Here is a 21073-nt window from a genome sequence, read left to right on the forward strand (position 1 = left end):
GCACGTGATGGAAGCTTTACCGAAGACGGTCGTCGTCGTACCGACCTACAACGAGCGCGAAAGTCTGCCCGTGCTCATCGACCAGCTCACTGGGCTGCAGCAGCCCAACCTGCACATTCTCGTCGTGGATGACAATTCTCCGGACGGCACCGGGGAGCTGGCCGACAAGCTCGCCGCCGATGCTCCGGGCACCATCGGGGTGCTGCACCGAACGGTGAAAGACGGTCTCGGCCGCGCCTACGTGGCCGGCATGACGCGTGCCGAGGAAGAGGGCGCCGACATTGTCGTGCAGATGGACGCGGACCTGTCGCATCCCGTTTCGGCTATCCCCACCATGATCGAGACGTTGCAAACCACCGACGCGGCCGTGGTGATCGGATCGCGCTACGTCCCGGGCGGCTCGACCGCATCGGACTGGCCGTGGTACCGCAAGGCCTTGTCGGTGTGGGCCAACTTCTACGTGAACCTGATCCTGCGACTCAAGGTCAAAGACGCCACTGCTGGATTCAAGGCGTGGCGGGCCGACACATTACGGGCGATCGACCTGCCGACAATCAAGAGCAATGGCTATTCGTTTCAAGTGGAAATGAATTACCGAACCGTTAAGCACGGTATGAAAATCGCCGAGGTTCCGATTCATTTCGAGGAACGGGTCGAGGGCGCGTCGAAAATGACCATGCGGGTCCAACTCGAATCGGCGCTCACGCCGTGGAAATTGCTGTTCGGCAGGCACTGATCGGCGGTACCGAGCAGTGCCTGCCGGGGAAATTAGGGCCTAACCGGCGACGCCGGCGAGGGCTTGCGCGGCGTTATCCGCATCGATGATCGCGTTGCTGTGAATCATCGTGCGGACAGTCCGGATGTCCTTCGGCCGGCCCATCGCGATCGCACCCACGAGTCGTCGATCACGCAGCGCGAGCGCGGTGAAGTTCCGGGTCGTGATGTCGCCGGCCACGAGGTAGTCGTCGTCGTGCCGGGTCCAGCCAGCGAACTGTAGGTTATTGCCGTACTGCGTCGACCAGCCCCATGGCGCGTCCGGAGTTTGAACAGACTGCCCCAGAATCGATTTCGCGGCGGCCTCGCCCTGCGCGCGGGCGTCGTTCCAGTGCTCGGAGCGCTGCCGGCCACCGAGGACCGGATTGGGTGAGTTCGCCACGTCACCAGCCGCGTAGACGCCGGAAACCGAAGTGTGATAACGCTCGTCGACGATGATTCCGTTGTCGACGTGCAGTCCGGCAGCCTCGGCGAGTGCGGTGTTGGGCGTCGAACCGACCGCAACGAGCGCGGCGTCGGCCCGCCACGTGCTGCCATCGGTAGCAATCGCCCGAACCTCGCCGCGAACCTCGACGAGAGCTGCGAGCTTGACCCCCGTAACGATCTCAACGCCGTTGTCGGAGTGCAGTTGCATGTACATCTGCGCGATCTCGGCCGGCACGATGCGGCTAAGGGGTACCGGTGCTGCCTCCAGAACTGTGACGTCCAGTCCCATCTGGCTCGCGGTGGCCGCCACTTCACACCCGATCAGTCCGGCGCCAATCACAAGCAGCGAACCACCGTGGTCGAGTGCCGCCCGTAGCGGTACCACGTCGTCGATGTTTCGCAGGGTGAACACCCGCGAGCCGGCGTTCGGGTAATTCAGTTGTCGAGCCTGGCCGCCGGTTGCCAGGAGCACCGCGTCGTAGTCGAGCTTCTCGCCCGACGACAGAGTCAGTCGGTGTCCGGCACCATCCAAGGCGGTAACGGTGGTGCCGGTGTGCAGCTCGATGTTGTTGTCGCCCCAGAAGTTTTCGGGCTGGAGCAGCGAACGCTCGCGGGTTGTGGTTCCCGCGAGCAGTTCCTTGGAGAGCACCGGGCGCCGGTAGGGCAGTGCGGATTCATGGCCGATGAGCACGACCCGTCCGGTGAAGCCTTCGGTGCGAAGGGTTTGAGCGGCGGTGGCACCGGCGACGCCGGTGCCAACCACTGCGATCGTGTCGGTCATGCCCGCGCGACCTCGACCATTTCGAAGTCGGCCTTGGCGGCGCCGCAGTCCGGGCAAGACCAGTCGTCGGGAATGTCGTCCCAGCGGGTGCCGGGCTCGATGCCGTCCTCGGGCCACCCTTCGGCTTCGTCGTACTCGAATCCGCAAACCAGGCAACGGTAGAGCTTGTAGTCGGTGTTCACGTCGTTACGCTCCAATCAGTTCGAAGTCGACCTTTTCCCGTACTCCGCAGTCCGGGCAGCACCAGTCGTCGGGAATGGCGTCCCAGGCGGTGCCAGCCGGAAAGCCCTCGCGCGGAGCACCTTTGGCCTCGTCGTAGATGTAGTCGCAGATGGGGCACTGGTATTGCCGTGCGTGATTTTTCACCGCCCGCGGTGAAAAATCACGCACGGAGGGTTGTTGGTCGCTCATCGCACGCCTCCGTGCTGGGCCAGGACCCGCTCGCGCTTGCGCGGCTGAATATTGGCGCGGCTGATGTCACCGTTGTAGTGGTCGAGCACCCGGTGGTCCATCACCTTGCGGAACAGCGGCGGGAAGTAGGTCAGCGAGATCATGCTCGCGTAGCCGCTGGGCAGATTGGGCGCGCCTTCCATGCTGCGCAGCGTCTGGTAGCGGCGCGTCGGGTTGGCATGGTGGTCGCTGTGCCGCTGCAGGTGGTACAGGAACAGGTTGGTCACGATGTGGTCGGAGTTCCAGCTGTGCGACGGGGTGCAGCGCTCGTAACGACCCTTCTCGTTCTTCTGCCGCAGCAATCCATAGTGCTCCAGGTAGTTAACCGACTCGAGCAGCGAGAAGCCGTAGACGGCCTGCAGGAGCAGGAACGGAATGGTCACCGGACCGAACACTGCGATCAGCACACCGAACAGCACTGCCGTCATCACCCAGGCGTTGAGGACGTCGTTGCTCAGCGTCCACGGGCTCTTGCCGAGGCGCTCCAAACGGGCCTTCTCCAAGTGCCACGAGGATTTGAGGCTGCCCCACACGCTGCGCGGCAGGAAGGTCCAGAACGACTCGCCGAAACGCGAGCTGGCGGGGTCTTCCGGGGTGGCGACGCGCACGTGGTGGCCGCGGTTGTGCTCGATGTAGAAGTGCCCGTAGGCAGTCTGGGCGAGGGTGATCTTCGACAGCCAGCGCTCCAGTTCGACCTTCTTGTGGCCGAGTTCGTGCGCGGTGTTGATACCGACACCACCCATGACCCCGACAGTGAACGCCAGGCCGATCTTCGAGATCAGTCCCAGCCCGTTGTCCAGGCCCAGCCAGGAGACGGAGTCCGCGGACCACAGGTAGCAGGCGAAGACCAGGCTCGCCAACTGGAACGGGATATAGATGTAGGTGCAGTAGCGGTAGTACTTGTCGTTCTCGAGCTGTTCCATCACCTCGTCGGGCGGGTTCTGGCCGTCGGGACCGAAGAAGATGTCCAGGATCGGCAGGATTACGTAGAGCAGGATCGGCCCCATCCACCACCATGTCGGTGCGACGGCAGTCCAGCCGAGCTCATTGAATGCCCAAACCAGGAATGTTCCGAGGAATACACACGACGGTGGGATGAGTCCCATCAGCCACAGGTAGCGCTTCCTGTCGCGCCACTGTTCGGCTGGGACCTCTGCTTTCTCGACTCGCTTCGTTGCGGCTTGTGTCGCCATTGACCTTATGCCTCCTCTGGAAGTACCGACCAACCGTGGAGAACCATGCTGGAGTTGCGCGCGCGGCGTTCCTTCAGAGTTCCGAGCGCGTGGTACACGCCGGGCACGAGCACCGGGGAGAGCATGAACAGCAGCAGCGGAACGAGCACCTGCACCATTTCCAACATGTCACCACCTCTTCGGTCGGTCAGGGATGTCGGCCACATCCGTTATTTACACCGTGCCTAGAACTGTATTTGACAAATACACACGAGTCAAGAGTGTAAATCTCGACTACATATTGGAAGTTGATGTAGGCTTGCGACATGTCAGAGTCGCCGAACTTTCAATCCGAGATGCGCCGGCTGCTGCGCGAGCGAGTCCTCGACGTGGCGCGCGAGCTGGTGGCCGCCGAGGGCTGGTCGGCGGTGAACATGTCCCGCGTCGCCAAGGACGTGGGCGTCAGCAGGCCGGTGCTGTACAAGGAGATCGGGAATCGCCAAGCCCTGGGCGAGGCACTGCTCGAGCGGGAAACCGACCTGTTCCTGGCCGGCGTCGCCAAGTGCCTGGCAGCCCAACCGGACGACGTTGTCGCCGGCCTGGCCGACGCCGTCGAATACACCTTGCGCGAAAGCGCGAACAACACCCTGATCAAGGCGATTCTGACCGGAGAGGGCGGCACCGACCCGGGCCTGCTGCCGTTGTTGGCGGTGGAGCCGGAGCCCGTGCTACACCGCGCGATCAGCGCGCTTTCGGCTGCCGTCCGTGCGCAGTACGACGTTGCGGACCTCGATGACGAGGACCTCGCGTCGGCAATGGAGGTGGTGGTCCGGTTGGCGCTGAGCCACATGATGCAGCCGCTGGGCCCAATCGACCATGCCGTCGAGCAAATCCGCAAGATCGGTGGGGCGTTGCTGGCGCGCTGAATGTGCGCCCCCGGCAGGACTCGAACCTGCGACCTAGAGATTAGAAGGCTCTTGCTCTATCCATCTGAGCTACGGAGGCTTGCCGGGCAGCGATAGTGCGCCACACAGGATCTATCGGGCACGGCATTCGAGAGTATAACCGCGGGGGATCAAGGTGCCCTGCGACACAGCTCTACCCTGGAAGCCATGGCATCACCCGAGCTGGTCGGCACCGCGCCCGGCCTGCGAGACCGCCCGGCTGCTTCGAGCGTTCTCTTCGTTTTATCCGCTGCAGTTGCGGCGCTCGTGGCGGCATTGGTCGTGGGTCTTTCCGCCGCGAACGCGCTGGTCTTGCTGGGTATCCCCGATCCCGGGCCACTGACGACGTACGGGCTTCCGGCAGTGCGCGCGATCGCCGAGGGCGCCGGGGTGATCAGCATCGGGTCGTTGTTGTTGGCGGCATTTCTGGTGCCACCACAACGCAGCGGAATCTTGGATGTCGACGGCTACCGCGCCGTTCGCATCGCCTCGAACGCAGCGTTGGCATGGGCGATCTGCGCGGCCTTGCTCGTGCCGCTGACCCTGTCGGACACCTCGGGACAATCCATCGCTGTCGCTGTGCGGGCGCCGAACTTCTGGAGTTCGATCGGGCAGGTCGAACTCGCGTCGGCCTGGCGGGCGACCGCGATCATGGCACTTGTCCTCGCGGTGGCTTGCCGAGTGATATTGCGGTGGGGCTGGACACCGCTGCTGTTGGGGCTGGCGCTTTTCACCCTGATGCCGTTGGCGATTACCGGGCACTCATCGGCGGGCGGTTCCCACGACGTCGCCACCAATAGCTTGATCCTGCATCTGGTGTCGGCGTCGCTGTGGGCGGGCGGACTGTTTGCGCTGTTGGTGCTGGCACGTCACGGCGGCGCCCACACCGATGTTGCCGCGCGGCGGTTTTCCGCACTAGCCGGCGTCGCGTATGTGGTGATCGCGGTCAGCGGCGTCCTCAACACCCTGGTCCGAATCCCGTTGAGCGACTTGTTCACCAGCACCTACGGTCGACTTGTGCTGGCCAAGGTGGCCGCGCTCATAGCGCTGGGATGCCTCGGCTTCATGCAGCGCAAGCGGTCGCTGCCGGCGCTCGCTGCCGACCCGACGTCACGGTCGGCTCTGCTGCGTTTCGCCGGTATCGAGGCAATCTTGTTCGCGGCGACCATCGGGCTCGCAGTCGGACTCGGACGTACCCCGCCACCCGCCGACGCCGAGACCAAACCGAGCCTCACCGAGGTGGCGCTCGGCTACAACCTCGACGGGCCGCCGACATTCGCGCGAATCTTGTTCGACTGGCGCTTCGACCTCATCTATGGCACGGCGGCCATCGTCATGGCGGTGCTCTATGTGGTCGGCGTCCGCCACCTGCGAGCCCGCGGCGACAAGTGGCCGGTCGGTCGCACCATCGCGTGGCTGGCGGGCTGCTTGACGATTCTGTTCGCGACCTCGTCCGGCATGGGTCGGTACGCGCCGGCGATGTTCAGCGTGCACATGGAAATGCACATGGCGCTGTCGATGCTTGCACCGGTGTTGCTGGTGCTGGGCGGACCGGTCACGCTGGCGCTGCGCGCCCTCAAGCCCGCCGGCAAGGACGCGCCGCCCGGCCTTCGCGAGTGGGTGCTCGCCGCCGTGCACAATCCCGTCTCACGATTTCTGACTCATCCCATCGTCGCGTCGGTGATCTTTGTCGGCAGCTTCTATGGCCTGTACTTCGGCGGCATCTTCAACGCGGTCGTGGATTCCCACGCGGCGCACCTGCTGATGAATCTGCACTTCCTCGTCAGCGGCTACCTCTTCTATTGGGTGGTGATCGGCGTAGATCCGTCGCCGCGCCGGGTGCCGCCCGTGGTAAAGGTGGCGATGGTCTTTGCCACGTTGCCCTTCCACGCTTTCTTTGGTGTCACCTTGATGAGTATGGATTCGGTCATGGGGGGATGGTTCTACCGCACCCTCGGACTGCCCTGGCACATCAACTTGCTTTCCGATCAGCACCTCGGCGGTGCAATCGCGTGGGCGACTGGTGAAGTACCGCTCGTGCTGGTCATGCTGGCGCTGTTGGTTCAGTGGTCCAGGTCGGATCGACGGACCGCTAAGCGAATCGACCGGGCCGCGGACCGCGACGATGACGCCGAGTTGGCGGCCTATAACCGGATGCTGGCCGAGCTCACCCGCCGGGAACGCGAATCGCAGCATGGCCCGCCGAGTCCTAGCAGCAGCCACTGACAGATTCGCCGCGCGCAGCGACGTTACGACCAAATCTGTCCACAGCCCGCTCGGCTATCCACAGATTCCAAATCTCCTCGTTCCGGACGGCTTTCCTCGGTGAAGCTGGTATCGGCGCAGCGCTCGGCGAGCGCCGAGCAAAATCCGAAGGGGGAGAAACTGATGTACGAGGCGCACGCCGCGATTGTCGGCAAGGTAATCAGCGACCCGATCAAGCGCACGGCTGCCAGCGGCGACGAGGTCATGTCGTTTCGAATGGCGAGCAACGCCCGACGACAGGACAGGAACACGGGTGAGTGGGTGGGCGGCGGCACCCTCTACGTGACGGTGAGCTGCTGGCGGCGACTCGTGTCCGGCGTCGGAGCGTCGATCATGCGTGGTGACCCGATCATTGCCTACGGCCAGCTGAGGTCGAGTCAGTACACCACCAAGGACGGTGTGGAACGCAACGATCTCGAATTACGGGCCACCGCCATCGGCCCGGACCTCGCCCGCTGCACGGTCAAGGTGGAGCGGCCCAGGCGGGTCAGCGTCGAACCGGTGGTGCTTGCGCCGACAGAGAGTGAGGGCGCGCCGGATGTTGCTGAAGCAACCGAAACCGATGTGCCGGTAGCAGTCTGAGCAGATCGCGGCGGCACGCCCTGCGCCAGTCCGGGCCGGGGCGTGCTCGCTCGTACCGGGCGGCTAGCGCGATTAACCGCGGATTACAGGACCGCAGAACCGCACCGATAGGCTAGGAACTATGGCGGAGTTCATTTACACGATGAAGAAGGTGCGCAAGGCGCACGGCGACAAAGTCATCCTCGATGACGTCACAATGAGCTTCTACCCAGGCGCCAAGATCGGTGTCGTCGGCCCGAACGGCGCGGGCAAGTCGAGCATTCTCAAGATCATGGCCGGCATCGACCAGCCCAGCAACGGCGAGGCGTTCCTCGATCCGGAGGCTACCGTCGGCATCCTGCTGCAGGAACCACCGCTGAACGAGGAAAAGACGGTGCGCGGCAACGTCGAGGAGGGTCTCGGCGAGATCAAAGTGAAGCTCGACCGCTTCAACGAGGTCGCCGAGTTGATGGCCACCGAGTACTCCGACGAGCTCATGGAGGAAATGGGCAAGCTGCAAGAACAGCTCGACCACGCCGACGCGTGGGATCTCGACTCGCAGCTCGAGCAGGCCATGGACGCGCTGCGCTGCCCGCCGCCCGACTCGCCGGTCAGCAATCTCTCGGGCGGTGAGCGCCGCCGCGTCGCGCTGTGCAAGCTGCTGCTGAGCAAGCCGGATCTGTTGCTGCTCGACGAGCCCACCAACCACCTCGACGCGGAGAGCGTGCTCTGGCTCGAGCAGCACTTGGCCAGCTACCCGGGTGCCGTCCTCGCTGTCACGCACGACCGCTACTTCCTCGACCATGTGGCGCAATGGATTTGCGAGGTCGACCGCGGCAAGCTGCACCCGTATCAGGGCAACTACTCCACCTATCTGGAGAAGAAGGCCGAGCGGCTCGAGGTCCAGGGCAAGAAGGACCAGAAGCTGCAGAAGCGCCTCAAGGAAGAGCTGGAATGGGTGCGCTCCGGCGCGAAGGCCCGCCAGACCAAGAACAAGGCGCGCCTGGCCCGCTACGAGGAGATGGCGGCCGAGGCCGAGAAGTACCGCAAGCTGGACTTCGAGGAAATTCAGATCCCGACACCGCCGCGGCTGGGCAACGTGGTTGTCGAGGTCAGCCACCTCGACAAGGGCTTCGACGGTCGCGTCCTCATCAAGGATTTGTCGTTCACGCTGCCGCGCAACGGCATCGTCGGCGTGATCGGTCCCAACGGCGTCGGTAAGACGACGCTGTTCAAGACGATCGTCGGTCTCGAAGAGCCCGACAGCGGCACCGTCAAGGTCGGCGAAACGGTCAAGCTCAGCTACGTCGACCAGAACCGTGCCAACATCGATCCGAACAAGACCGTGTGGCAGGTGGTTTCCGACGGCCTGGACTTCATCGAGGTCGGCCAGAACGAAATGCCGTCGCGTGCCTACGTCAGTGCGTTCGGGTTCAAAGGTCCGGACCAGCAGAAGCCGGCGGGTGTGCTCTCCGGCGGCGAGCGCAACAGGCTCAACCTGGCGCTGACGCTGAAAGAAGGCGGCAACCTGATCCTGCTCGATGAGCCGACCAACGACCTCGATGTGGAAACCCTCAGCTCGCTCGAAAACGCGCTGACCCAGTTCCCTGGCTGTGCGGTGGTCATTTCCCACGACCGGTGGTTCCTCGACCGCACGTGTACGCACATCCTCGCCTGGGAAGGCAACGTCGCTGAAGGCCAGTGGTTCTGGTTCGAGGGCAACTTCGAAGCGTACGAGGCCAACAAGGTCGAGCGTCTCGGGATCGATGCGGCCCGACCACATCGGGTGACGCACCGCAAGCTCACCCGGGACTAGTCGTGAGCCAAAACCCATCGGCAACTCGACAGGTGCCGGCCGAGTCGGCGGACGGCGCAGCCAAGACGTTCACGTGCGAAGTCGAGGTCCGCTGGGCCGACCTCGACATGCTCGGCCACGTCAACAACGTCAAGTACCTCGAGTACGCGATGGAAGCGCGCGTGAAGTTCTACAAATCGCTGTTCTTCGACGAGAAGCTCGGCGCCGGTGAAAATGACCGACGCCGAGCAGTGGTTCTTCGGACGACCGACATCGACTACATTCGCCCGATTCTGGCGGAATCCGGGCCGCTCGCGGTCGGCGTGGCCATCACCCATATCGGCAACTCGTCCTACGGCATCCGCCATACCCTGCGCGATGTCGGCGGCACGGTGTGCGCGGTGGTCAACGCCGTCATGGTTGGTTTCGATCTGGAAACCCAGCAGGCTCGTCAGTTGTTCGACATTGAGCGCCAGCGACTCTCGGAGTATCTGATCACGGTTGGCTAAACCGGGGTAGTCCTCTTTCGAGTGCCGGATTCCAACGGCACCGCGCCAGCTGCCCGACTAGTGTCGGAATTGCCTCGGCGCGTCGATGAGGAGAGCGGGTCACCATGGCGGCTTCGTCTGAACTGTCGGACACCGAATGGAAATCGCGGCTGTCTGAGAAGTTGCGCTCAGACCTCGACGAACTCGAACAGGCGTATTTCCGTCACATCGACACCGGCGACGCCGACTGCGGGGTTACGTCGAGCTCGCAGGCCGTTTTCGCTCGTCACGTCCAGTTGGCACTGAACCGGCCGGAAAACCAAGCCGTGACGCGCGTTTACCGGCCTGGTGACGACTCCGGAATTGGCGCGGCCGTACAGATCGTGACCGACGATATGCCGCTGTTGGTGCAATCGGTGACGTCGATGATCGCCCGCCACGGCGCGTCGCTGAGCGAGATAGTCCATCCGATTTTCGACGTCGTGCGCAGTGACGACGGGCAACTGGAGCGCGTCGAGCCCTATGACGTCGATCGGCCGCCGCCAGATGGGCGGATCCGTGAGTCGTGGATGCACGTCCAACTGCATCCGTCCACCGAGGAGAAAGTTCTCGACCGCATCGAGGAGAACGTCACGTCGGTGCTTGCCAACGTCCGGCGGGTGGTCGCGGACACGCCTGAGATGTGCAGAGTGCAGACCGAACTCGCGGACCGCCTCGAACAGGTCGCGGACTCCGGAGACGGACCGTATTCGGCGACAGAATTGGCCGATTGCGCCCGGCTGCTGCGGTGGCTGTCCGACGGCCATTATCGGCTCTTGGGCTATCGCCGCTACGACGCCGACGGCGCCGGCAAGGCCGAGGCGGCCGCCGAAAGCGGGCTGGGGCTCTTGCGTCCGGACCTGTCATCCAGCACCGACACCGACATCCCGGAGCCGATAGTCGGCCCCGACCGACCGCTGCTGACGCTCACCCAGGGCTCGGCTCCCTCGACCATCCACCGTGCGGTGTATCCGTACTTCGTCGCGACGGCCGCGCTCGACGAGTCCGGATCCATCGTTGGCGAGCACATGTTCGTCGGACTGTTCACCGGGACGGCACTGCATGAGAATGTGCTGGAAATTCCGGTCATCGAGCGGCGGGTGCGCAACGTCATCGAGCGCGCCGGCTACGACATGAACTCGTTCTCGGGCCAGGCGATGCTCGAGGTCATTCAGTCGTTCCCGCGCACGGAGCTGTTCTCTTCCGACGAAGACACGCTGTTCGCCACCACCAGCACGGTGCTGAATGTCGGCCTGCGCCGGCAGGTGCGGCTGTTCCTGCGTGAAGACATCTTCGGCCGGTATGTGTCCTGCCTCGTTTACCTGCCGCGCGATCGCTACACCACGCGCGTGCGCTTAGAGATGCAGGACATTCTGGTGCGCGAACTCGGCGGTGTGTCGATCGAGTACTCGGCCCGGGTGACCGAATCCGACCTCGCCAACGTCCATTTCACAGTTCGTCGGCCGACCGACGCCAAGAAGCCTGTCGATTGCTCGGAAAACAACCGGCTGCGAATCCAGGAGTTGCTGACGCAGGCCAGTCGCACGTGGGACGACTATCTGGGCGACGAGGTCGAGGAGACCTCGGAGGTGGACCGGGCACTGGCGCAGCGTTACGGCGAGGTGTTTCCCGAGGCCTACAAGCAGGACTTCGACGCATCTCGCGCGGTGGCCGACATCGTGCGGCTGGAACGCCTCGAAGAGGGCAAGATCGACATGCACCTCTACCGCAACGAGGATGCGGAGAAGGGGCATTGGCGATTCACCCTCTACATCGCCGGAGCCGGCATTTCACTGAGCCAGGTGCTTCCGGTATTGCAGAGCCTGGGTGTCGAAGTGCGCGATGAACGACCGTACTCGGTTCAACTGCGCTCGGGGCCACAACGCTGGATCTACGACTTCGGCCTCGTCGCCCCGTCGGAACTACTGCGCGGCGCCCTAGACCAGAACATGGACACGGCGCTGGTCGAAAAGACCCACTCGAACGACACTATCGAAGAACTCGATCTGCAGCGCCGCTTCACCGACGCATTCCGGGCGACGTGGTTCCGCGATGCTGAGGCCGACAACTTCAACGAACTCGTGTTGCGGGCCGGACTGCACTGGCGGGAAGTGGCCATGCTGCGCGCTTACGCAAAATACCTGCGGCAGGCCGGTTTTCCGTACAGCCAGTTCAACATCGCCCGGGTGCTGCTGAACCAGCCGGATACTGCCCGGTTACTGGTCGAGTTCTTCAAGGCAAATTTCGACCCGGACAACGCCTCCGAGGAGCGGGCCGACGACCTCGAACAGCAACTGCGCGAAGAGATCGATGCTGTGGTCAGCCTGGACGTGGACCGGATTCTGCGCGCCATGTTGGGATTGATGAAGGCGACGTTGCGGACCAACTACTTCGTCGGCAACGGCGACGACGCGGACCGTCCGCTGCTGTCGTTCAAGGTCGAGCCCCGAGAAATTTCCGAATTGCCCAAGCCCAGACCGCGTTTCGAGGTTTTCGTGTACGCCCCGCGGGTCGAGGGCGTGCATCTGCGGTTCGGTCCGGTCGCCCGCGGTGGCCTGCGCTGGTCCGATCGACAGGAAGACTTCCGCACCGAGATCCTGGGCCTGGTCAAGGCGCAGGCGGTAAAGAATGCGGTGATCGTGCCGGTCGGCGCGAAGGGCGGATTCGTCGTGAAGGATCCGCCGGCGTCGACCGACGATGCCGCCGCCGACCGGCAGGCGTTCCGGGACGAAGGAGTGGCCTGCTACCGGCTGTTCATTTCCGGATTGCTCGACGTGACCGACAACGTCGATCGCGCCTCGGGCAAGGTTTTGCCGCCGCCGCGGGTGGTTCGTAAAGACGGAGATGACACCTACCTGGTGGTGGCTGCCGACAAGGGCACCGCGACCTTCTCCGACATCGCCAACGACGTTGCGCGCCAATATGGTTTCTGGCTCGATGACGCTTTCGCCTCCGGCGGATCCGCCGGCTACGACCACAAGGCCATGGGCATCACCGCCAAGGGTGCGTGGGAGGCCGTCAAGCGGCACTTCCGCGAAATGGACCACGACACGCAGACCGAGGATTTCACCGTCGTCGGGATCGGCGATATGAGCGGCGACGTCTTCGGCAACGGGATGCTGCTGTCCGAACACATCCGGCTCGTCGCGGCCTTCGACCACCGGCACATCTTCCTCGATCCGAATCCGGATGCCGCACGGTCATTCGAGGAGCGCAAGCGCATGTTCGACTTGCCGCGCTCGTCCTGGGCGGACTACAACACCGACCTGATCAGCGAGGGAGGCGGTGTCTGGGAGCGAACCCGTAAGTCGATCCCCGTCAGCGAACAGGCGCGCGACGCATTGGGTCTGGACGAATCGGTCACGTCGTTGTCACCACCCGACATGGTCCGCGCCATTTTGCGGGCGCCGGTGGATCTGCTGTGGAACGGCGGTATCGGCACCTACATCAAGGCCAGTACCGAGTCCAACGCTGATGTGGGGGACAAGTCGAACGACGCAGTTCGAGTGAACGGCAACGATCTTCGCGTGAAGGTAATCGGCGAGGGCGGCAACCTCGGCGTAACGGCGTTGGGGCGCATCGAGTTCTGTCAGCACGGCGGCAAGATGAACACCGATGCGCTGGACAACTCGGCCGGCGTGGATTGTTCCGACCACGAGGTCAACATCAAAATCTTGCTCGACCGCTTGGTCAGCAGCGGCGACCTGCCCGCCGACGAGCGCAATCCGCTGCTCGCATCGATGACCGAGGAGGTCTCCGAACTTGTTCTGCAAGACAATATTTCGCAGAACTACCTGATGGGTCTGTCGCGCGCGGAGGCGCCGGCCATGCTGAGCGTGCATCGGCGGGTGATCGACGAACTCGAACAGCACCGCGGGCTCGACCGCGAACTGGAGGCCCTGCCGTCGGAACAGGAGATCGCCCGTCGGCGCCAAGACAATCGAGGCCTGACCTCGCCAGAACTGGCCACCCTCATGGCCCACGTCAAGCTCTCGCTGAAGGACGACCTGCTGGCCACCGATCTGCCCGACATGGAGGTGTTCGCGCGTCAACTGCCCAACTACTTCCCTCACCCGCTGCGGGAACGCTTCGGCAAGGCGATCAAAGCGCACCCGCTGCGCCGGCAGATTGTGTCGACGATGCTGGCGAACGAAGTCATCGATCTCGGCGGCATCACGTACACCTTCCGACTGGCCGAGGAGGCGGGCGCAAGCAGCACCGACGCCATCCGGGCGTTCGCGGCGGCCAGTGACATCTTCGACCTGCGCGGCCTCTGGCAGCGCATTCGCACTGCCGATGCGCCGGTGTCCGTGCTGGACCGGCTGGAGTTGGAGAGCAAGCGAATGCTCGACCGGGTGTCGCGCTGGTTATTGATGAACCGGCCCCAGCCGATAGCTGTTGGCGCCGAAATCAACCGGTACACCAGCCAAGTGAAGGAGTTGGCCGAGCGGGTTCCCGATTGGCTCGACGGGCATCAGCCCAGCGACGCATTGTCGGCGGTGGTCGACGCCGGTGCCCCGCGCGAATTGGCCGCGGAAGTGTTCGGCCTGCTCGACTTGTATCCATTGCTGGACATCATCGACATCGCCGAGATCACCGACCGCGATACCGACGAGGTCGGCACTCTGTATTTCGCCATCGATGCACACCTGCACATCGACTGGCTGCTGCATGCGGTGACCGGCCTCGCGCGCGGCGACCGCTGGCATGCGTTGGCTCGCTTGGCGTTACGCGATGACCTTTACAGCTCGCTGCGCTCGCTGACGCTCGACGTGCTGCGCGGAACCGACCCGGATGAGTCGGCCGAAGACAAGATCGCATACTGGGAGTCGACCAACCAATCGCGGTTGGTTCGTGCACGCGCCGCGCTCGCGGAGATCTTCGAGTCGGGTACTCATGATCTTGCGACGCTGTCGGTCGCGGCTCGGCAGGTGCGCAGCATGGTAAGTGGAGCCGGAGCTCAGGAGGCAGGCCGTTGAGCCAGACCGCAGAAACGGATACGCAACTACCCGCAACTCACGGTCCCGCAACGGTTCCCGGGCTCATTGGCTATCACAGCAAGGTGGAAGTCCGCTGGTCGGACATGGACGTCTTCCAGCACATCAACCACGCGCGCATGGTCACGCTGTTGGAAGAGGCCCGAATTCCGTGGCTGTTCTACGACGATCGGCCGACCGTCACGCTGCGCAGCGGGTGCGTTATCGCCGACCTGCACGTGCGCTATCGCGCGCAACTGACCCACACCGATACTCCACTCGACATTTTGATGTGGATCGAGAAGTTGCGTGCCGTCGACTTCACCATCGGCTACGAGGTGCGACCGGCCAGCGCTGCGGTCACGGACCCGCCGGCCGTGATTGCTTCCACCCAGATAGCCGTGTTCGACATCGAAGCCCAGCGGCTGCGCCGCCTCTCGGCCGCCGAGCGCGCGTATCTGAAGTCGTGGCAACGTGACTGAGCGCGCACTGACGATTCCCGCGCAGACGGACAGGGACAACCTCGCCGCGTTTGTCGCCGCCGTGCGCAGGCTGGACGACTCCCCGGTACTGCGGCTGCGGCAGCGGGGCGACGGGCTGGTCGGTGTCTGGGCGACAACAGGTTTCGACGTGCTGGCCGTTCGTTCCGTCAACGGTACGGTGCGTCCGTCGGACACGACTGTTGCTGCGGACGTCATCGTCGACGGGTTACGAACGCAGTCCGATGTGCCGATCGACTTGGGATACTCCATGGATTCGGCCTGGCGCGGCGCGCTACCACCGGACAAAGGGTTCACCCACATCGACGACGTGCCGGCGAAAGAGTTGATCGAATTGGCTCAGCGCGGTGTCGAACTCGCCAAGGAGCACGGGGGGGAACACGGGCCGCCGACCTCGCTGCTGGACCAGGACGTGCTCACGGTCGAGGGTGCGGGCGAGCGGGTAGGCGTAGCGATGCGCGTTGTCTTTGCCCTTGCCGCCATGGGTTTCGTTCCCGACGTCGGTTCCGACGCGGACGCCGCGCGGATCGATCCTGCGGAATTGGTTCGGGTGCGGGCTACTTCAGCGTGGCTCCGGCTCGACGCGCGGTTCGGGTCGGTGGCCAAACGGCGGGGTAGCGGACTGTCGCTGACGGTCGGTTAGCAGCTCAGACCAGCCACGCGGCGGAATCCGTCGGCAGTAGACCGTCGACAATCGGCGCGCTGGCGAGCAGGACGTTTCCGGCCGGCAATTCCACCGGCGTCGGACCGGCGTTGAGGACGCAGATCAGGCCGCGTGGGCGCTGGAACAGCACGGCACCGGAGGGGCCGGGCAGCCACACCACGCCCGCGCCGCCGAATTCCGTGCGCTCGGCGCGAAGTCGCAGAGCGGCGCGGTAGAACGAGACCATCGATGACGGGTCACTACGTTGGCGTTCGACGGTTCGATCGGCCCAGTCCGGCGGTATCGGTAGCCAGGAACGCGCTGCCGTGGTGAAACCGAACGGCGGCGTAGCCGCTTTCCAGGGCAACGGAACTCGGCAGCCGTCCCGGCCGCGCTCGGTGTGGCCGGAGCGTTCCCAAGCCGGATCCTGCAAGACGTCCTCGGGCAGGTCGTCGACGTTGGGCAGGCCGAGTTCCGAGCCGTTATAGATGAACACGGCGCCAGGCAGCGCCAGTTCGACCATGGCCATAGCGCGGGCACGCGCCTCTCCGACAGGCCCGCCGCCGTAACGGCTCACCTCGCGGCGCACATCGTGATTGGACAACGTCCACGTAGGAGTGGCGCCTACCTCGGCGACCGCGAGCAACGAATTCTCGATGGCATCGCGAACGGCCCGAGCATCGAACTTCGTTTCCGCGAGCCGAAAGTTGAAGGCCAGATGCAATTCGTCGGCGCGCAGGTAGCGCCCGAAACGGGCATTGTCATCGACCCACACCTCACCGATGGTCACCGCCTCCGGATATTCGTCGATGACCTTGCGGATCTTGCGGTGAATGTCGTGCACGCCCTCGTCGTTGAAGCGGATGTCGGCGTCGTTGTGGGCGAGGAGGCGGTTGTCCGTGATGGTCATGTCCGGTAGACCCTCCGGTTTAGCCAAGCCGTGGGCGACGTCGATGCGAAACCCGTCGACGCCGCGGTCCAGCCAGAACCGCAAGGTGGTGGCGAGATCCTCGAAGACCTCCGGATTTTCCCAATTCAGGTCCGGCTGTTCGGGCGCGAACAGGTGCAGGTACCACTGCCCCGGGGAACCGTCGGGCTCGGTGATGCGCGTCCATGCCGAGCCACCGAAGATGCTCGGCCAGTTGTTCGGCGGCTCACTGCCGTGGATGCCGCGCCCGTCGCGAAAGATGTAGCGCTCCCGCGCTCGACTGCCCCGCCCAGCGGCGACCGCTTCACCGAACCACGGGTGTTCGATGCTGGTGTGGTTGGGCACGACGTCCATGATCACCCGGATTCCGCGCGCGTGAGCGTCGGCGATCAGCGCATCCATGTCGTCGAGACTGCCGAACAGCGGGTCGATCGAGCGCGGGTCGGAGACGTCGTAGCCGCCGTCGGCCATCGGCGAACGCATCACCGGGCACAGCCAGATCGCCTGAATCCCGAGGTCCTCGAGATAGTCCAGATGGGCGCGAATACCGGCGAGGTCGCCGACGCCGTCTCCGTTGGAATCGGCGAAAGAGCGCGGGTACACCTGGTAGAAGACGGCCTCCCGCCACCATGGGTGCTCCGAAGTCGCAGTCACGGGCTGCCCTCAGATCGGTGAATTGACCAGCGAGTGGGCGGCCATTTCCATGTAGTCGATGAGCTGCTTGCGGTGGGCGTCGTCGAGCACCGACGGCTCGATGGAGGCGATCGCGGTGTGCATGCACCGCAGCCAGGCGTCGCGTTGTAAGGGTCCGATCCGAAACGGCATGTGCCGCATCCGCAAGCGGGGATGGCCGCGCTCCTCGGAGTAGGTCCGCGGACCGCCCCAGTACTGCTCGAGGAACATCCGGAAACGGCGCTCCGCCGGACCCAGGTCTTCCTCCGGATACAGCGGGCGCACGATCTCGTCCTTGGCGACCTCGGCGTAGAAGCGCGCGATCAACCGGCGAAACGTCTCCGCGCCGCCGACAGCGTCGTAAAAGGTTTGCGGCTCTCCGGGCAGCAGGTCAGTCACAGAGTGTTTCCATCCTTCGAACGGGTGCCGGTCATTCGTCACAGCCGATGTCCATTCTGCCTATGACCGTCGGCGCCGACCAGGAAGCGGGGGACCGCTGCTTGCGTCGGCGAGCGGGTGGGGACCCCTGCTTCCGGAACGAGCGGCCGCGCGAACTGGTAGTAGCGACCCGGCCAACGATGTCGAGAATCGGCGTGCGCTCGCCGGAAATCCGTGGTCAACTTGGAGAGCTCCCCTTGGGGCGACCTTCGCCGGTCGGATCGAGCATGAGGTTTCATGAAGCAGGGCCACACAACGCAACGGCGTAACCACCGACAGTCCGTGCCCGCCGACGCCCACAGCCGTGCGGGCGCCTCGTTGTTGCACGTCTATCCCGAGTCTCATCGAGCTACCAATACCGTGCCGGCATGGGTCAAACGCCGCGTCCTCCTGCTCAACGCCACCTATGAACCGCTGACCGCGCTGCCTGTGCGCCGAGCCGTCGTCCTGCTCGTGTGCGATAAGGCAGATCCCGTACACGACGACCCGGACGGTCCGGTCATTCACTCGGCCGGGTGCTCGGTCGCCGTGCCGTCGGTGATCAGGCTGCGAAACTACGTTCGGGTGCCCTACCGCGCGCGGGTCCCGCTGACCCGCGCCGCGTTGATGCACCGCGACCGCTTCCGGTGCGCGTACTGCGGCGGGAAGGCCGAGACGATCGACCATGTGGTGCCCCGCAGCCGCGGCGGCGCGCACTCGTGGGAGAACTGCGTGGCAAGTTGTGCGCCGTGCAATCACCGCAAGGCCGATCGGCTGCTCAGCGAGCTGGGCTGGACGCTGCGCGCCGTGCCGGTGCCGCCCAAGGGCCCGCAGTGGCGACTGCTGGCCACCGCACAGGAGGTAGACCCGGTCTGGCTGCGCTACCTCGGGGAAGGCGCGGCGTAGTTTCGCGGTGGTTCCTGCGCGGTCGTGCAGCGCCGTGGATTACCGTTGGCTGGTGAGCATTCTCGAGACAGCGCTGATTTACGCCGGCATTCCGCTGCTGATCACCCTGATCATTGCCTCGTTGTCGTTCATCGGCCGTAATCCGATCGCGGGGTCGCACCCCAAGCATTACGACCTGGGCCAGAAATGGACCCATGAACCCGTCCTGTGGAGCGCCACCGACGAGGTGACGGTGCACGGCGGACACGATGACCATGGCCAGGCCGCCATCGAGTCGGGCGCGGCGAATCTGATCGGAGGTAGGGCAAGTGGCAAGTGGTGAGCACAAGTGGCCGGCAGTCATCGAGGATGAGCTGCCCGTCGGCAGCGTGGTGACCACCAGCGGCCGTGTCTCGGCGGTGCACCGTGCCGGTGCGGAGTTTCCGGAACTGCCGTTCACCCAGATGGAGTTGATCCGGCTCGACAACGCGTTGACCGACGCGACGCGGCGCACGAAAGTTCGGTTCAACGTCTATCTCGGCGACCTCGGCGAGGACTTCGCCGCAGGCGTCGATCACCTTTTCCCGAGCACTCCGGAGGCGCGCCGATCGGTGCTGCTGGCCGTGCTGCCGAACCAGCGGGCCGTGGAGATCCGCTCGGGGCGCGACGTCTCCGACCGAGCCAACGACCGGGTGCTGCAACTCGGCGTGACCGCGGCCGTGGCCTCCCTGGGCGACGGCGACCTAATCGACGGCATTGTGGCGTCCATTCGGGTCATGGCGGCCGCCATCGCCAGCGCCTGACGCAGTAAAACATTTGGTTAACGCTTTCGTGGTGGGCGGTAACGCTGAGGCAGCTGGCGACGGTAGATCGGGTGAAGTGATTCCGGTCACCGGCGGATCATGGGCGATGGGTAGCTGACAACGCCTCGCTGATACCATCGCCCGGCTGTTCTTTCTGTCCCGCCACGGAAGCGAGAACCCATGAGCGTCAACGTCGACGTATCAGCCGATCGGGTGTGTGTGCCCAAGGTCGTTCGATCGCGGGGCCGTCGGCCCCTGCTGCCGGACGCGGACCCCTTCTACCAGCCGCCGAGCGGCTTCGGGGTTCTTCCCAAGGGCACGGTGCTGCGCAGTCGCAAGGTCGAGATTGCACTGTTCGGCCTGGTCAAGCAGAAGTTTTCGGCCTGGCAGTTGTTGTACCGCAGCTGCGATCTCAACGGCGTGCCAGAGGCGGCGGTCACGACGGTGCTGCTGCCTGCCGACGCCCGTCCGGACGTCGACCGCCCGCTGCTCGCGTATCAGTGTGCGATCGATGCGGTCGCTCCCCAGTGTTTTCCCTCGTATGCGTTGCGGCTTGGTGCGCGGGCATTCGGTGCTGTGCCACAGCTCGAGTTGATGATCATCGCCAATGCTCTCGACCGGGGATGGGCCGTCTCGATCGCCGATCACGAGGGCCGGTCAGGATATTTCGGCGCCGCGCGCGAGCCGGGTTACCGGGTGCTCGACGGCATCCGTGCGGCCATGAATTTCGTGCCGCTGGGACTCAGTGCCGATACGGCGGTTGGAGTTTGGGGATACTCCGGCGGCGGCATGGCAAGCTCGTGGGTCATCGAGATGGCCCCCGAGTATGCGCCTGAAATCGACATCGTCGGGGCGGCGCTGGGCGCCTCGGTCGGTGACCCGGGGGAGACGTTCATCCGGCTCAACGGCACCATGCACGCCGGTTTGCCGTCGCTCGTGGTGGCAGGGCTGCGCCACATCTACCCGGGCCTCGACCGGGTGCTCCGTCAGCACACCAACGCCGAAGGCCTGGCGCGGCTGGACGAAATCGAGAAGCTCTCCACCGCGGCGGCAGTGCTGCGCTTCGCGGGCGATGACTTCGACCACTACATCGACATCCCGCTCGCCGATTTGCTCGCCACCCCCGAAGTGCTCGAGGTTCTCGACGACTTACGGCTGGGCAATCGGACGCCGCAGTGCCCGGTGCTGATGATGCAGCCCGTGCACGACCAGATCATCGCGGTCGATGACGTGGACGGCCAGGCGAAGCGCTATCGCGACGGCGGCGCGCACGTGGAGTACCTCCGCGATCAACTGAGCGAGCACGTGTCGCTTATGGTGCTTGCGGCACCGGCGGCGCTGGAATGGCTCTCCGACCGCTTTGCCGGCCGCCCGCTGGCCCGACCGCGCACGAAGAATGTGCTCTCCGTTGCGCTTTCGGTGAAGGCGATCCGCGGTTACACGCGGCTGGCCTTGGTGGCCGCGCGCATGATTACCGGACGCCCCATCAAGCACACCCGCCGTTTGCGCCTGCGCCCGAGCGAGACTCAGTTGCAGGCGCAAACGGCCTGATCG

20 protein-coding genes and 1 tRNA gene are annotated in these 21073 nt (G+C 64.6%); 13 read left to right on the forward strand and 8 right to left on the reverse strand.

Going from position 1 to position 21073, the window contains the following annotated elements; genetic code table 11:
* Nucleotides 1-7: 7 nt before the first annotated feature.
* Complete coding sequence (locus FOS14_RS09115; protein ID WP_143769987.1) at nucleotides 8-736, forward strand: polyprenol monophosphomannose synthase; 729 nt, start codon at nucleotides 8-10, stop codon at nucleotides 734-736.
* A gap of 39 nt (nucleotides 737-775) precedes the next feature.
* On the opposite strand, the gene FOS14_RS09120 is transcribed toward FOS14_RS09115, so the two are convergent.
* The 5 genes from FOS14_RS09120 to FOS14_RS24685 are packed head-to-tail and all read right to left on the reverse strand — an operon-like array spanning nucleotide 776 to nucleotide 3791.
* The gene (locus FOS14_RS09120) at nucleotides 776-1981 is read right to left on the reverse strand and encodes an NAD(P)/FAD-dependent oxidoreductase (protein ID WP_143769988.1); all 1206 of its coding nucleotides are present in this window, start codon (nucleotides 1979-1981) and stop codon (nucleotides 776-778) included.
* On the reverse strand, nucleotides 1978-2163 hold the full coding sequence (locus tag FOS14_RS09125; protein WP_143769989.1) for a rubredoxin: 186 nt from the start codon (nucleotides 2161-2163) through the stop codon (nucleotides 1978-1980). The genes FOS14_RS09120 and FOS14_RS09125 overlap by 4 nt, the downstream gene beginning before the upstream one ends.
* Nucleotides 2164-2167: 4 nt before the next feature.
* The gene (locus FOS14_RS09130; protein WP_255450211.1) at nucleotides 2168-2347 is read right to left on the reverse strand and encodes a rubredoxin; all 180 of its coding nucleotides are present in this window, start codon (nucleotides 2345-2347) and stop codon (nucleotides 2168-2170) included.
* 41 nt (nucleotides 2348-2388) lie between these two features.
* Nucleotides 2389-3624 (reverse strand): alkane 1-monooxygenase, encoded by a 1236-nt coding sequence (locus FOS14_RS09135; protein WP_143769991.1) that lies wholly within the window; start codon nucleotides 3622-3624, stop codon nucleotides 2389-2391.
* Between the two features lie 5 nt (nucleotides 3625-3629).
* Nucleotides 3630-3791: a hypothetical protein gene (locus FOS14_RS24685; protein WP_185981698.1), complete on the reverse strand. Its 162-nt coding sequence runs from the start codon at nucleotides 3789-3791 to the stop codon at nucleotides 3630-3632.
* A gap of 138 nt (nucleotides 3792-3929) precedes the next feature.
* Between FOS14_RS24685 and FOS14_RS09140 the strand changes: the two genes are divergently transcribed.
* Nucleotides 3930-4529 (forward strand): TetR family transcriptional regulator, encoded by a 600-nt coding sequence (locus tag FOS14_RS09140; protein WP_255450191.1) that lies wholly within the window; start codon nucleotides 3930-3932, stop codon nucleotides 4527-4529.
* A gap of 5 nt (nucleotides 4530-4534) precedes the next feature.
* Here FOS14_RS09140 and FOS14_RS09145 read toward each other — a convergent pair.
* Nucleotides 4535-4608 (reverse strand) — tRNA-Arg (locus FOS14_RS09145).
* Between the two features lie 107 nt (nucleotides 4609-4715).
* On the opposite strand from FOS14_RS09145, the gene FOS14_RS09150 reads away from it, so the two are divergent.
* From FOS14_RS09150 to FOS14_RS09180, 7 genes are all read left to right on the forward strand, one after another.
* On the forward strand, nucleotides 4716-6773 hold the full coding sequence (locus tag FOS14_RS09150; protein WP_143769992.1) for a cytochrome c oxidase assembly protein: 2058 nt from the start codon (nucleotides 4716-4718) through the stop codon (nucleotides 6771-6773).
* A 162-nt stretch (nucleotides 6774-6935) separates the two neighbouring features.
* The gene (locus FOS14_RS09155; protein ID WP_143770171.1) at nucleotides 6936-7394 is read left to right on the forward strand and encodes a single-stranded DNA-binding protein; all 459 of its coding nucleotides are present in this window, start codon (nucleotides 6936-6938) and stop codon (nucleotides 7392-7394) included.
* A 121-nt stretch (nucleotides 7395-7515) separates the two neighbouring features.
* Nucleotides 7516-9189, forward strand: coding sequence for an energy-dependent translational throttle protein EttA (gene ettA / locus FOS14_RS09160; RefSeq protein WP_143769993.1), 1674 nt, complete (start codon nucleotides 7516-7518; stop codon nucleotides 9187-9189).
* A gap of 2 nt (nucleotides 9190-9191) precedes the next feature.
* Nucleotides 9192-9677, forward strand: coding sequence for a thioesterase family protein (locus tag FOS14_RS09165; RefSeq protein WP_255450192.1), 486 nt, complete (start codon nucleotides 9192-9194; stop codon nucleotides 9675-9677).
* Nucleotides 9678-9781: 104 nt separating this feature from the next.
* Nucleotides 9782-14674 (forward strand): NAD-glutamate dehydrogenase, encoded by a 4893-nt coding sequence (locus tag FOS14_RS09170; RefSeq protein WP_143769994.1) that lies wholly within the window; start codon nucleotides 9782-9784, stop codon nucleotides 14672-14674.
* A 65-nt stretch (nucleotides 14675-14739) separates the two neighbouring features.
* Nucleotides 14740-15153 carry a thioesterase family protein gene (locus FOS14_RS09175; RefSeq protein ID WP_255450212.1) on the forward strand — a complete coding sequence of 138 codons (414 nt, stop codon included), beginning with the start codon at nucleotides 14740-14742 and terminating at the stop codon, nucleotides 15151-15153.
* Nucleotides 15146-15814, forward strand: a complete 669-nt coding sequence (locus FOS14_RS09180) for a hypothetical protein (RefSeq protein WP_143769995.1) — start codon at nucleotides 15146-15148, stop codon at nucleotides 15812-15814. Before FOS14_RS09175 ends, FOS14_RS09180 begins: the two co-directional genes overlap by 8 nt.
* 4 nt (nucleotides 15815-15818) lie before the next feature.
* Here FOS14_RS09180 and FOS14_RS09185 read toward each other — a convergent pair whose 3' ends face one another.
* Together FOS14_RS09185 and FOS14_RS09190 are read right to left on the reverse strand one after the other, a co-directional pair.
* Nucleotides 15819-17396, reverse strand: coding sequence for an alpha-amylase family glycosyl hydrolase (locus tag FOS14_RS09185; RefSeq protein ID WP_143769996.1), 1578 nt, complete (start codon nucleotides 17394-17396; stop codon nucleotides 15819-15821).
* A gap of 9 nt (nucleotides 17397-17405) precedes the next feature.
* Nucleotides 17406-17813 (reverse strand): globin, encoded by a 408-nt coding sequence (locus FOS14_RS09190; RefSeq protein ID WP_304944897.1) that lies wholly within the window; start codon nucleotides 17811-17813, stop codon nucleotides 17406-17408.
* 276 nt (nucleotides 17814-18089) lie between these two features.
* On the opposite strand from FOS14_RS09190, the gene FOS14_RS09195 reads away from it, so the two are divergent.
* The 4 genes from FOS14_RS09195 to FOS14_RS09210 all read left to right on the forward strand — a co-directional run bounded on the left by FOS14_RS09195 (nucleotide 18090) and on the right by FOS14_RS09210 (nucleotide 21070).
* Entirely contained in the window at nucleotides 18090-18737 is a 648-nt protein-coding gene (locus tag FOS14_RS09195; RefSeq protein ID WP_143769997.1) for an HNH endonuclease, read from the forward strand.
* Nucleotides 18738-18789: 52 nt separating this feature from the next.
* Nucleotides 18790-19059: a hypothetical protein gene (locus FOS14_RS09200; RefSeq protein WP_143769998.1), complete on the forward strand. Its 270-nt coding sequence runs from the start codon at nucleotides 18790-18792 to the stop codon at nucleotides 19057-19059.
* Nucleotides 19046-19519, forward strand: coding sequence for a DUF5130 domain-containing protein (locus tag FOS14_RS09205; protein ID WP_143769999.1), 474 nt, complete (start codon nucleotides 19046-19048; stop codon nucleotides 19517-19519). Before FOS14_RS09200 ends, FOS14_RS09205 begins: the two co-directional genes overlap by 14 nt.
* A 180-nt stretch (nucleotides 19520-19699) precedes the next feature.
* The gene (locus FOS14_RS09210; RefSeq protein ID WP_143770000.1) at nucleotides 19700-21070 is read left to right on the forward strand and encodes a lipase family protein; all 1371 of its coding nucleotides are present in this window, start codon (nucleotides 19700-19702) and stop codon (nucleotides 21068-21070) included.
* The last annotated feature ends 3 nt before the right edge of the window (nucleotides 21071-21073 follow it).

Source organism: Skermania sp. ID1734, assembly GCF_007489285.1.
Taxonomy (GTDB): domain Bacteria; phylum Actinomycetota; class Actinomycetes; order Mycobacteriales; family Mycobacteriaceae; genus ID1734.